Raw genomic sequence first — 11,302 nt, forward strand, 5'->3', positions numbered from 1 at the left:
CCGGCGACGTTCGATCCGGAGCTCTTCCATGTTGTCCACACCTCCCCAGGCGCAACGCGCCTCCCGCATCGCGATGGCCATCGCCTGCGCGCTGGCGCTACCGCTCGCCGCCCAGGCCGACGACCTGCCCGAACCCGTCAACCTCGACGCCGTGCTGGTGACCGCCGCACCGGTGTCGCCGCTGACCTACGACCTCGACCCGCGCCTGCCGCGCCAGCCGGTGCCGGCCAGCGATGGCGCCGACTACCTCAAGACCATTCCCGGCTTCACCGCGCTGCGCAACGGCGGCACCAACGGCGACCCGGTGCTGCGCGGCATGTTCGGTTCGCGCCTGAACCTGCTCACCAACGACGGCAGCATGCCCGGCGCGTGCCCATCGCGGATGGACAACCCGATGTCCTACGTCTCGCCGGAAACCTTCGACAGCCTGGTCGTGATCAAGGGGCCGCAGACGGTGTTGTGGGGCCCGGGCGCCTCGGCCGGCACGGTGCGCTTCGAACGCGAGACGCCGGTGTTAGAAGCGCCGGGCGTACGCATCAACGGTAGCCTGCTGGGCGGTTCGAACGGCCGCAACGACCAGGTGCTCGACCTCGTGGCCGGCGCGCCGCAGGGCTATCTGCGTGTGAGCGGCAACCGCTCGGAAGCCGACGATTACGAGGACGGCGACGGCGTCGTGGTGCCCTCGTCGTGGAAGAAGTGGAACGGGGATGTGGCACTGGGCTGGACGCCAGATGCCGACACCGTGCTCGAGCTCAACGCCGGCGTCGGCGACGGGCAGGCGCGCTACGCAGGTCGTGGCATGGACGGCGCACAGTTCCGGCGCGAGAGCTACAGCCTGCGGGTCGAGAAGCGGGCCATCGGCGGCGCGCTCGACGCGATCGAGGGCAGCGTGTTCTACAACCATGCCGACCACGTCATGGACAACTACACGCTGCGCGACCCCAATCCGGCCAGTGCAATGCCGATGCCGATGGCGTCCAACGTCGACCGGCGCACGACCGGCGGGCGCATCGCGCTAGGCTGGAAGTGGACGGGCTGGGACCTTCAGGCGGGCGTGGATACGCAGCAAAGCCGCCATCGCGCGCGCAAGGGCATGGGCCGGGGTACGTATGCAGCGCAGCCCTGGACCACCGACGCGCGTTTCGAGACCGCCGGTGTATTCGCCGAGGGCACCCGCCACCTGCCGCCGGGCCGGCACCTGACCGGCGGCGTGCGCGTCGACCGCGCCAAGGCCACCGACGAGCGCGCCCTTGCCGGCATGATGGGCATGCCCAACCCGACCGCAGGCCAGACGCGCGAGGAGACGCTGCGCGCCGGGTTCCTGCGCTACGAGCAGGAACTGAAGGACACGCCGGTCAGCGCGTACGCCGGCCTGGGCCACACCCAGCGCATGCCCGACTACTGGGAGCTGTTCTCGCCCGGACGCGGGCCGGTCGGCGCCGTCAACGCCTTTGTCGGCATCGCGCCGGAAAAGACCACGCAACTCGACATCGGCGTGCGCTACCGCACGCGGAAACTGGATGCGTGGGTGTCGGGCTATGCCGGGCGTATCGAGGACTACATCCTGTTCACCTACTCGGCCGGCGGCATGATGGGCATGACCTCGTCGGCGGCGAACGTCGATGCCGATATCCGCGGCGCCGAGGCCGGCGTGGAATTCCGGCCGTCGTCGACCTGGAAGTTTGGTGGCACGCTCGCCTACGCCTGGGGCGAGAACCGCACCACCGGTCAGGCGCTGCCGCAGATGCCGCCGCTCGAGGCGCGTCTGTCGGCAGGCTACGACGACACGCGCTGGAGCTTCGGCGCCCTGGTGCGCGCGGTCGCCAGCCAGGACCGCATCGCCGTCGGCCAGGGCAACGTGGTCGGGCGCGACCTCGACGCCAGCGCCGGCTTCGCCACGCTCGCCCTCAACGGCGGCTATCGCATCAACGAGCGCCTGCAGCTGACGGTCGGCATCGACAACGTCTTCGACCGGACCTACAGCGAGCATTTGAACCTGACCGGCAGCGCCGACTTCGGCTACCCGGCCGACCCGGTACGGATCAACGAGCCCGGCCGCACCGCGTGGGTGAAGTTGAACGTGAACTACTGAGGGTTCGGACGATGAGTAAATTAATTTACATTACAGGCCGGAAAGATGTAATTTAATTTCCATGCCGAAGCGAACGCCGCCGACGATGCCACGCGCCCAACGCCAGATCCAAGCGTTGGGCGCGCGGCTGCGCGCGGCGCGCATGCGCCGGCAGATGACCCAGGGCGAGCTCGCGGCGCGGGTGGGGGTGAGCGTACCGACGATCGGCAAGCTGGAGCGCGGCGATCCGGCGACGAGCCTGGCCACGATGTTGCGCGTGCTCACGGCGCTGGGGCTGGAGCAGGACATCGACCAGTTGGCGCAGAACGATGAACTCGGCCGCGAACTGCAGGACAGTCGCCTGCGTCGCCCCGCTGCACGTCGCGCGAGCGCGTCGTGAGTCCGTCTCCTGCCGATGTTCAGGCGATCGACCAGGTCGAGGTCTGGTTGGATGCCGCTGGCCTCGGCGGCGAGACGTTGGTCGGCCATCTGGCCCGGCTGCCCAGCCGGACCGGCGACACGCTCCAGTTCCAGTACGCCGACGACTGGGTGGACAGCACAGCCCCGATCCGCAGCTTTGCGCTGGACCCGCAATTACCGCTCCATCGCGGCCTCCATGTCGCGCGCACGGGCGCCAGCACGTTGACCGGTGCATTCACCGATTGCTCGCCCGATCGTTGGGGCAAACGCCTCATGGATCGGCGCGAGGTCATCGATGCCCGCGAACAGAATCGACGGGTGCGAGCACTGCGCCCGTGGGACTATCTGATCGGCATCCACGATGCCTCCCGGATGGGCGCACTGCGGCTGCGCGCGGCCAACGGCCGATATCTGGACGATCGTGAACTCAGCGCGCCGCCGATGACCGAGTTGCGCGCGCTGGAGGCGATCGCCGTGCGCGTGGAACGCGACGACATCGAAGACAGCGCGCTCGACGCCAGATGGATCAGGCAATTGGTGGCACCGGGCGCGTCGCTGGGCGGCGCCCGTCCCAAGGCGAGCGTGCGCGATGTCGATCAGACACTGTGGCTGGCGAAGTTCCCGTCCAGCGACGATCGGCACGATGTGGGCCTGTGGGAGTACGTGACCTATCGCCTCGCGCGCGCGGCTGGCATCGACATGCCTCAAGCACGTCCGCTGTCTCTGTCCAACCTGGGCACCACCTATGCGGTGCGCCGGTTCGATCGGAGTGGGGCCGACCGCCATGCATATGCCTCGGCGCTTACGCTGTTGGATGCGGACGACAGCGAGGACATCAGCTACGTCGAGATCGCCCACGCGATCGAAAACCAGGGCGTTGCCTCGGCGATCGTCGCTGATCTGTCGCAGCTCTATCGTCGCGCGGTGTTCAACGTCCTGGTCGGTAATCGCGACGACCATCTGCGTAACCACGGATTTCTGCGGGCGCCCGATGGCTGGCGCCTGGCCCCGGCCTTCGATGTGAATCCCAACCCGGACAAGGACACGCACGTCCTTTCGATCGGCCTGGACGATCCGTCCCCCGATACCCGGCTGTTGCTGGACACCTGCGCCTACTACCGTCTGAGCAAAACGCGGGCGCGCACGATCGTCGAGGAGGTACGGGTGGCGGTGCGCGGCTGGAGGGACGAAGCCAGGCGCTGCCAGGCACGTGGTACTGAGATCGCGGCGATGGAGGCGGTGATCGACCCGGAGCGCTGACTGGCTGTGGTCCCCCGTATCATGGGGCCCGACACTCCACACGACGTTTCGGACATGGCGAAGGCGAACCCGCTCCAGGAACAACTGCTCAAGGCGGGCCTGGTCAAGAAGAGCAAGGTGGCCGAGGTCGCGCGCGAGCAGCACAAGGCGCGGCATGGCAAGGGCGCGCCAGCGCCGACAGAGAGCCAGCGCGAGGCCGAGCGCGCACGCGCGGAGAAGGTCGAACGCGACCGCGCGCTGGCCGCCGAGCACAAGGCCCGGGCTCGCGCTGCCGAACTGGCCGCCCAGGCGCGGCAGATCGTCCAAGACAAGCAGGTGCCGCGCGCCGGACAACTGGAGTATCGGTTCACCGCCGACGGCGCGATCCGCAGCCTGCTGGTCGACGAGGCGCAGCGCAAGCAACTGGCCGCAGGCACGCTGGTCGTGGCGCGGTTGGGCGATGGTTACGCGCTGCTGCCACGTGCGGCGGCCGACAAGGTGCGCGAGCGCGATGCCGCGCTGATCGTGGTCGATCACGGACAGGCTGCGGAGGCACCGCCTTCCGACTCCAACGCCGAGGACGACGCCTATTACGCGCAGTTCAAGGTGCCCGACGATCTGATGTGGTGAGGCTGTTGCGGTTCGCGATGACGCGATGTGGTGTGCGCCGGCGATGCACAGAGGTCATGACGTGACCGCGGTGCCGCGGTTGGCGTTCGCGCCCGATGGCGAGAGTCAGCCGATGTGGCTGGGCGATGCCGATCTGCAATCGCCAGACGGCCGGCACGTGGTCATGCTGCGCTACGCGGGCGAGCCGCCGCATGGCGCAAACTTCTACGAGGGGCAGATCGATGGCGTGCCCGTTCCCGGTTTCTTCTGGGCCGGCGCGCTGGGCTTTTCGGCCGATTCGCGCTTCTTCATCGGCGGGTGGATGCCGGCGCGCTATGCGCGCAAGACCATCGTTGTCGACATGGCCGCACGTCGGTGTCTGGTGTTGCCGTTGTATCTGCGGAGCTTCGCGTTCCACTGGCCGCTGTTGCAGGGCGTCGGGGCCGACACCGACACCGCATACACCGGCGTCGACGACGCACTGACCTTCACCCTCCGCAGCGACGCGGCGTGGACCGCCTACTGATCCACGCCCAGCCGCGCGCCTCAGGGCGCGGCGATCGGCAGGACCAACCGCGCCCGCAGGCCACCGCCGTCGCGGTCGAGCAGTTCGAGCGCGCCACCGTGGCGCTGCGCGGTCGAGCGCGCAACGGCGAGACCGAGCCCTGCACCACCGGTGTCGCGACTGCGCGAGCGTTCCAGGCGCTGGAACGGCTGCACCAGCCGCGCGCGTGCCTCGGCCGGAATGCCCGGACCACGGTCGACCACGTCGACGTATAGCCGGTCGTCGCGCGTGTGGAGCTCGATCTCGGCCGCACCGGTGTAGCGCACGGCGTTGTCGATCAGATTCGACAGTGCGCGACGCAGCGCGAGCGCATCGCCGTGCACGATGGCCGGTGCGTGCGCCTGCACCTGCACCGACTGGCCCAGCGCGTGCGCGGCCATCGCCAACTCGCCCGCAAGCGCGGTCATGTCGACCGGCGCGCGCTGCAGCGGCGCGACCTCGCCCTGCGCATAGGCCAGCACCTGCGCGATCATCGTCTGCATCCGCGCGATGTCGGCGACCATGCGCTCGCGATCCGGAGACGGTGCGGTCTCGGCGCGCAGCCGCAGGCCGGTCAGTGGCGTGCGCAGATCGTGCGCCACGGCGGCGAGCATCGCGGTGACATCGTCGGCCTGCGCGCGCAGACGGGCGTGTGCGTCGGCGATCGCCTGGCCCAGCATGCGGACCTCCGCGGCGCCTTCGACCGGCACCGGTGGCGCGCGCGCGGCCAGGTCCATCCGCGCGCTGGCCTCGGCCAGTCGCCGCAGCGGCAATGTGAGCCGGCGCGCCATCCACCACACCAGCGGCGCGATCAGCAGCGCGCCCAACGCCAGCGCCAGCAGCACCTGGCGGCGCCACTGCCCGCGTCCGGCGTCGACCGCGCGCACGACCCGCCACGTTCCATCCGGTTGCGCGACCGCCAGTTCGAATGCCGGCACCTGCAACCCGGTCGCCAGCAACGCAGCGCGCACGCGCGCCTGGCGTGCGCGGTCGGTCTGTCCGGCCATCGCCAGTTGACCGTCGTCGACGACCTGCAGCGCGACGTCCGGCTTGCGCTGCCAGGTCGCGCGCACCTGCGCGGCGGGACGCTGCAGGCGCTCGGCGGCCAGCCCGGCCAGCCACGGCACCGGCGTGCCGGTCGGCGCGGCCGTCTGCGTGCGCACCTGCAGTCCGGGCGCCGGCGGCTGCGCGCCCGACAAGGCCGCGATCGCGTCGGCGGGCACCATCGTGGGCATCGGCGGTGCCGGCCACCAGCCGACCACCGCGAAGCTCACCGCCTGTGCCAGCACCAGCGTGGCCAGCGCGAGGCCCCCGACCAGAACCAGAATGCCGCGCGGCCGGCTCACAGGCGGTGCACCGTGGCCGCGAAGCGGTAGCCCTCGCCGCGCAGCGTCTGGATCAGCGCATCGGCGCCGGGCCGCGCCTGCGCCAGCTTGCGGCGCAGCCGGCTGATGGCCAGGTCCACGGCGCGATCGAAGGGTTCGGCCGCGTCGCCGTGGGTCAGCGCCATCAGGCGTTCGCGGTCGAGCACGCGGCCGGCGCGTTCCACCAGCGCCCGTAGCAATGCGAATTCGCCCGCGGTCAGCACCACGTCGCTGCCGTCGGGCGTGCGCAGGACACGGGTGTCGAGCCGCAGCGTCCAGCCATCGAAGCCGTAGCCTTCGGCCGGGCGCCTCGCCTGCTGGCGCAGCTGCGCACCGCGCCGCAGCAGCGCGCGTACACGGGCCAGCAGCTCGCGTGGGTCGAACGGCTTGGCCAGGTAATCGTCGGCGCCGACTTCCAGCCCGATCACCCGGTCGGGCGGGCTGTCGAGTGCGCTGAGCATCAGCACCGCGACATCGGCATCGGCCAGGCGCCGGCACACCGACAGGCCATCTTCGCCGGGCATCATCCAGTCCAGCACCACCAGGTCGACCGGCCCCTGCGCGAGCAACCGATCCATGGCGGCGGCGCCGTCCGCACCGCGCACGGCGTAGCCGTGGCGCGCGAGGTAATCGCACAGCGCGTCGCGGATACTGGCGTCGTCGTCGACGACGACGATGCGGGCGGTCTCGGCAGTCATGTGGGCATTGTCGCCCGCCTGTGTATCGCGTTCGTATCGGCGATACCGGCACCGCGCCGGCGACGACATCGTCGCGATACCTGCGCCTGCTGCAATGGCGGCTCCTTCATCGAGGTGCCCTCATGTCGCTCCGCTTCCTGCTGTCCACTTGCTTGCTGTCCCTGGCTCTGGGCGCCCACTGCGCCGCCGCCGCCGCATCGCCTTCGATTCCCGCAAGTCAGACTCACCGCATCGAGATGCGCCTCGTCGGCAAGCACCCGCGCGTGCAGGTGCAGATTGAAGGTGTCGCGCGCCCGTTGAGTTTCGTCGTCGACACCGCGGCCGGCGCCAGCGTCGTCGATGCCGCGCTGGCCGAGCGCTTCGGGCTGCTCGCGCCGGCGTTGCGCGAGATGACCATCCAGGGCGCCGGCGGCAGTGCGGCCGCCACCCGGGTGACCGCGCTGCAGGCCTTGTCGGCCGGCGACTTCGCATGGAAGGCGCAGCTGCTGGCGATGGATCTATCGCAGATCGCCGAGGGCGATGCGCCGCCGATCGAGGGCATCCTGGGCAACGATCTGATGGCGCGTTTCGACCTGCGCTTCGATCTGCCGGCCGGCGAGCTGCTGCTCGCCTCACCTGGTAGCCTGGCGCGCGCCGATTGCCTGGACAACGCATTGCCGCAGCGCGCCGCGGGCCTGCAACGCTTCGCGTTCGTGCCGGTGCAATTGCGCGACCGCGCGCAGGCCGTTGAAGCAATCGCCGTCGTCGACACCGGCGCTGCGCAGACCGTGCTCAATCTTCCCGCCGCGCGGGCGCTGGGGGTGACCGAGGGCGATGCGCGGCTGCGTCGTCGCGAGGCCGGCACCCGCGGCATCGCCGAGCAGGTGGTCGAGACCTGGCTCTACACACTGCCGGCGCTGGCGGTCGACGACTGGCAGCTCGCGGCCACGGAAGTGCGGATCAGCGCATTGCCGGTGTTCTCGGTGCTGGGCCTGGCCGAGCGGCCCGCGGTGATCCTGGGCATCGATGCACTGCGCCACGGCCACGTCGACGTGCTGGCGAACGCGGTGGGGGTGTGCCTGGCAAGCGGAGCAGGCGCGGGCACGCCCTGATCGCGCGCTATCGCGTTCCGCGGCAGGCCGGATAGGCTGCGCATCCCCAGAACGTGGCGCCGGTCTTGCGGTTGGCGCGCCGGATCATCGTGGCGCCGCAACGTGGGCAAGCAGGCGATGCACCGGCCTGGGGATCGGGCTCGCGTTCGACGGCGACAGCGGGCGACACGACCGGTGCATCGTGCGTGCCGGCGCTGCTGGGGTCGGCGGCCTGCACGCTGCGGATCATCGCCAGCAGCGTGGGTCCGTCGATGAGGTCGATCGGTTTGCCCTGCGCGAAGCGTGCAGCGTCCCGGGTGAATCCGCCCAGTGCGGCGATGCGCACCGCCTGCGCGCGATGGTGCGCGAGCAGGCCGTACATCTCGCGCACGACGCCGACCGGCACCTGCCGGCGTCGCCACTGCTTGCATTGCACGAGGGTGCGTTGCCCGCCCTTGCGCAGGATCAGGTCGATGCCGCCGTCGGCGCCGCCCAGGCCAGTCTCCTCGACGCCGTAGCCCTGGCGGCGGAACGCCTCGCCGACGAGACGCTCGAAATCGCGCCAGCCCAGCGCCGCCACGTGGTCGAGCTGCGTGCAGGCATCGAGCAGGCGGCGGCGCCGGCGCGCGCGGACGAACGCGGCCAACGAGCCGAGGCTGCAGGCCGCGAGCCACAGCCAGGCGATCGGGGCGAACGCATCGGCTTGCGTCGCCAATCCTTGGGCGAACGGACCGTCGAGTCGCGCGAGATAGGCCGGCACGCCATGCCGGATCGCCGCATAACCGAGCAGCCCGCTCACGAGCGCGACCGGCCACGGCCATGCGGCCAGAGCATCGAAAATGTTGCCGCGTCCGCGTCCCATGCGTCCCCCGCTGTCCTGCGGTGCACGATAGCGGCACGCGGGGGCCAGGAGAAGCGACGCCCCGGCGCGGAGCACCGAGGCGTCGAGCCTGCGGAGATATCAGCCGAGGTCGGTCGGCGTCACGCAGACAGACAGTGCATCAGTAGACCAGGCTCAATCCCAGCGCCGAGTAGGCGTAGTCGGTGCTGGTGTAGACGCACCGGCCCGCCGAGGGGTTGCCGGCGCTGTGGACCCCGGCGGCGACCACGCCACCGGCGACGGCAATGAACCACGGGCCGCCGCTGTCGCCGCCTTGGCACAGGCCTACGCTGGAGTTGAGGCCGACGAAGGTCGCCGAACACGCGGCAGTGCCCGGGACGGCCGGGCCGCAGATACTGCCGGGGCTGTAGGCCGTGGAGAACACCGTTGCGCAGCCGTAGCCGCCGGTGCGGCCGTAGCGGCAGATCACATTGCCCACGGTCGTGGCCGCCTGGGTCCGGCGTCCGGTGACCTGCGCATAGGCGGCGCCCGTCCACACCCAGGGGCCGACGCTCACGGCCGGTACGGGACGCGCCCAGCCGATGTCCGAGGTGCCGTTGTAGGCCCGGGCCACGTGGGTCAGGCTGTGGCTGGCGCCATCGTGGCCGACGTAGCTGTAAGTGCCCGAGGTTGGCTGGCAATGGCCGGCAGTCAGCGTCCCGTATTGGCTGGCGGTGTTGCCGACGACGAAGCCGCCGGTACAGATGTACGTGGTGCCCGAACGCACGTAGTCCAGCAGCCCGCCGCCGAATACCGCCTGTTGCTCGTTGGGCGCATCGAGTTCGACCAGACGCACCGGGACACCGAAATGCGCGGCGGCGATGCGTTGGATGTCGGCTTGGCGCATCGCTTTCTCGCCGCGGACGCGTTCGATCACGATCTGGCCGGTGCGCTCGTCGACATAACCGCCCTGCAGGCCCTGCACCTCCTGGCCGAGGGTCGAAAAGCCAGTGTCGAATCGATGTTGCAGGTCGGCGAGCGTGTGGTCGGCGCCCACCTCGTACGCCACCTCCAATGGGTCGGCGCCGAACTGGTGGAACTCCGGTCGCACAGCATCGTGGCCGGTCAGCCGCACGACAAGCCGACTGGTCGGGGCGTGTTCGAGGTAGACGCCGGCCAGCCGGCTTGCGTAACGCTGGCGGACACGCTCGGCGATGGCGTCGGCGAATGGTTGGACATTCAACTGTCGGCGCGCCGCGTCTTCGGAAATGCCCAACGCGTCGGCGACGCCGGCCACATCGCGCGACATCGATGCGTCCGCGCTCAGCAGGCCATCCGGTGCGATCCATCGCGGATCGGCCGCATGGCCGTTTCCGATACTCCCTACGCCCAGAACCGCGATGCAAGCGACATACGGTAACAACTTGGCGTTCATGGTCACTCTCCATTGACTCGGGAAAATGTCACGTTCTCGTGACGCCCCGACCGTACGCCGATCCCGCACGGGGAGATGTGACGCGCATGCTTATTTTGGCGGTCCGGGCGGCGCCTGATCCGCTCGCCGCTGACGCAGCGCTTGGTACTCGGCCGCATTCATCAGTTGCCCGGCCATCCAGTACTCGCCGGTCGCGCATGCAGCCGGCATCTCCGGGATGACGCGCGCGGGCGCGTTCGGCCCGCCCGCACCGCCCAGGGCGATGTTCTCGCCGATCGAGGCCGCGTGGCCGGTGAAGCCGTCGATGACCTGGACGCGGCCGTCGGCCCCACGCTCCAGGCGGCTGTCGTGATGCCAGATGAGCAGCGGGCCGCTGTCGTCGCCGATCCGCAGGCAGCCGGCGGGGTCTGCGTGCAGTCGGCCTTCGATCAGGGCCTGATGGGCCACCATGAATCGCTCGGCGTTGCGGATCAGAATCGGGGGCGCTCCGGGGCGGTCGCTGGACGTGCCAGTGGTCGTGCTGGCAGGGGCGTCGACGTTCGACGAGCAGGCCGCCAGCATCGCGACCGCGGCGCTGGCGAGGAGCAACGTGCCTGGATGCTTCATCTGGATGCACTCCCTTGTGATCGCCTGGATCGGTGTCGGGCCGAACCGCATCGGCGGCTCGACGTTACCAGCCTGCGTGCGAACGGGCCGAGGCGCCCGATGGGGTCGACGGCGCGCGGTCGCGCTTGACCTTCCCACGGTGGCAAGCCGCACACTGCTGCCAACGCATCCCAAGGAGTCCGCCATGCAGTTCCATCTCGACGACATGACCTGCGGCGGTTGCGCGCGGTCGGTGACCAAGGCGATCCAGTCGGTCGATGCGCAGGCGGGCGTGGAGGCCGATCCGCCGAACCGCACGGTGGTCGTGCAGACCTCGGCCTCGCGCGAGGCCGTCGTCGCGGCGCTGCGCGAGGCGGGCTTTCCGCCGCGCGAAGACTAAGCTTGGCGCGCGCGTTGCGGCCTGCATCGCCAGGTTGCCATCGTCGT

12 protein-coding genes are annotated in these 11,302 nt (G+C 70.2%); 7 read left to right on the plus strand and 5 right to left on the minus strand.

Translation table 11 applies throughout. The annotated features are described in order from the left end of the window. The first annotated feature begins 28 nt into the window (after nucleotides 1–28). The 5 genes from ABE487_RS11385 (at nucleotide 29) to ABE487_RS11405 (ending at nucleotide 4,865) form a co-directional block, all read left to right on the plus strand. Nucleotides 29–2,092, plus strand: a complete 2,064-nt coding sequence (locus ABE487_RS11385; protein ID WP_346451542.1) for a TonB-dependent copper receptor — start codon at nucleotides 29–31, stop codon at nucleotides 2,090–2,092. A gap of 85 nt (nucleotides 2,093–2,177) precedes the next feature. After that, the gene (locus ABE487_RS11390; RefSeq protein ID WP_346451544.1) at nucleotides 2,178–2,471 is read left to right on the plus strand and encodes a helix-turn-helix transcriptional regulator; all 294 of its coding nucleotides are present in this window, start codon (nucleotides 2,178–2,180) and stop codon (nucleotides 2,469–2,471) included. Beyond that, complete coding sequence (locus ABE487_RS11395) at nucleotides 2,468–3,751, plus strand: HipA domain-containing protein (protein WP_346451546.1); 1,284 nt, start codon at nucleotides 2,468–2,470, stop codon at nucleotides 3,749–3,751. Before ABE487_RS11390 ends, ABE487_RS11395 begins: the two co-directional genes overlap by 4 nt. Before the next feature lie 54 nt (nucleotides 3,752–3,805). Beyond that, nucleotides 3,806–4,360: a DUF2058 domain-containing protein gene (locus ABE487_RS11400; RefSeq protein WP_346451548.1), complete on the plus strand. Its 555-nt coding sequence runs from the start codon at nucleotides 3,806–3,808 to the stop codon at nucleotides 4,358–4,360. A 61-nt stretch (nucleotides 4,361–4,421) separates the two neighbouring features. Further along, nucleotides 4,422–4,865 carry a hypothetical protein gene (locus ABE487_RS11405; RefSeq protein WP_346452899.1) on the plus strand — a complete coding sequence of 148 codons (444 nt, stop codon included), beginning with the start codon at nucleotides 4,422–4,424 and terminating at the stop codon, nucleotides 4,863–4,865. Nucleotides 4,866–4,885: 20 nt separating this feature from the next. Here the strand turns inward: ABE487_RS11405 and ABE487_RS11410 are convergent, their stop codons facing one another. Both ABE487_RS11410 and ABE487_RS11415 read right to left on the minus strand, forming a co-directional pair. Further along, nucleotides 4,886–6,229, minus strand: a complete 1,344-nt coding sequence (locus ABE487_RS11410) for an ATP-binding protein (protein WP_346451551.1) — start codon at nucleotides 6,227–6,229, stop codon at nucleotides 4,886–4,888. Then, nucleotides 6,226–6,945, minus strand: a complete 720-nt coding sequence (locus ABE487_RS11415) for a response regulator (RefSeq protein WP_346448101.1) — start codon at nucleotides 6,943–6,945, stop codon at nucleotides 6,226–6,228. The genes ABE487_RS11410 and ABE487_RS11415 overlap by 4 nt, the downstream gene beginning before the upstream one ends. Before the next feature lie 122 nt (nucleotides 6,946–7,067). On the opposite strand from ABE487_RS11415, the gene ABE487_RS11420 reads away from it, so the two are divergent. Continuing rightward, entirely contained in the window at nucleotides 7,068–8,036 is a 969-nt protein-coding gene (locus tag ABE487_RS11420) for an aspartyl protease family protein (RefSeq protein WP_346451552.1), read from the plus strand. A gap of 7 nt (nucleotides 8,037–8,043) precedes the next feature. On the opposite strand, the gene ABE487_RS11425 is transcribed toward ABE487_RS11420, so the two are convergent. From ABE487_RS11425 to ABE487_RS11435, 3 genes are all read right to left on the minus strand, one after another. After that, a complete protein-coding gene (locus tag ABE487_RS11425) occupies nucleotides 8,044–8,877 on the minus strand; it encodes a restriction endonuclease (RefSeq protein ID WP_346451553.1) in 834 nt (277 codons plus the stop codon). 139 nt (nucleotides 8,878–9,016) lie between these two features. Further along, entirely contained in the window at nucleotides 9,017–10,270 is a 1,254-nt protein-coding gene (locus ABE487_RS11430) for a hypothetical protein (RefSeq protein ID WP_346451554.1), read from the minus strand. A gap of 90 nt (nucleotides 10,271–10,360) precedes the next feature. Further along, nucleotides 10,361–11,062, minus strand: coding sequence for a hypothetical protein (locus ABE487_RS11435; protein ID WP_346451555.1), 702 nt, complete (start codon nucleotides 11,060–11,062; stop codon nucleotides 10,361–10,363). Here ABE487_RS11435 and ABE487_RS11440 point away from each other — a divergent pair. Further along, entirely contained in the window at nucleotides 11,061–11,255 is a 195-nt protein-coding gene (locus ABE487_RS11440) for a heavy-metal-associated domain-containing protein (RefSeq protein WP_346443626.1), read from the plus strand. The two genes, ABE487_RS11435 and ABE487_RS11440, sit on opposite strands and share 2 nt — an antisense overlap. The last annotated feature ends 47 nt before the right edge of the window (nucleotides 11,256–11,302 follow it).

Source organism: Luteimonas sp. TWI596 (assembly GCF_039674105.1).
In the GTDB taxonomy this organism is placed as follows: Bacteria; Pseudomonadota; Gammaproteobacteria; order Xanthomonadales; family Xanthomonadaceae; genus Luteimonas.

Excerpts from the sequence above, each read along its gene's own strand:
- ABE487_RS11435 (WP_346451555.1), bottom strand. The coding sequence starts at position 11,062 with ATGGCGGACTCCTTGGGATGCGTTGGCAGCAGTGTGCGGCTTGCCACC.
- ABE487_RS11440 (WP_346443626.1), top strand. The coding sequence starts at position 11,061 with ATGCAGTTCCATCTCGACGACATGACCTGCGGCGGTTGCGCGCGGTCG.
- ABE487_RS11430 (WP_346451554.1), bottom strand. The coding sequence starts at position 10,270 with ATGAACGCCAAGTTGTTACCGTATGTCGCTTGCATCGCGGTTCTGGGC.
- ABE487_RS11425 (WP_346451553.1), bottom strand. The coding sequence starts at position 8,877 with ATGGGACGCGGACGCGGCAACATTTTCGATGCTCTGGCCGCATGGCCG.
- ABE487_RS11420 (WP_346451552.1), top strand. The coding sequence starts at position 7,068 with ATGTCGCTCCGCTTCCTGCTGTCCACTTGCTTGCTGTCCCTGGCTCTG.
- ABE487_RS11385 (WP_346451542.1), top strand. The coding sequence starts at position 29 with ATGTTGTCCACACCTCCCCAGGCGCAACGCGCCTCCCGCATCGCGATG.
- ABE487_RS11390 (WP_346451544.1), top strand. The coding sequence starts at position 2,178 with ATGCCACGCGCCCAACGCCAGATCCAAGCGTTGGGCGCGCGGCTGCGC.
- ABE487_RS11400 (WP_346451548.1), top strand. The coding sequence starts at position 3,806 with ATGGCGAAGGCGAACCCGCTCCAGGAACAACTGCTCAAGGCGGGCCTG.
- ABE487_RS11415 (WP_346448101.1), bottom strand. The coding sequence starts at position 6,945 with ATGACTGCCGAGACCGCCCGCATCGTCGTCGTCGACGACGACGCCAGT.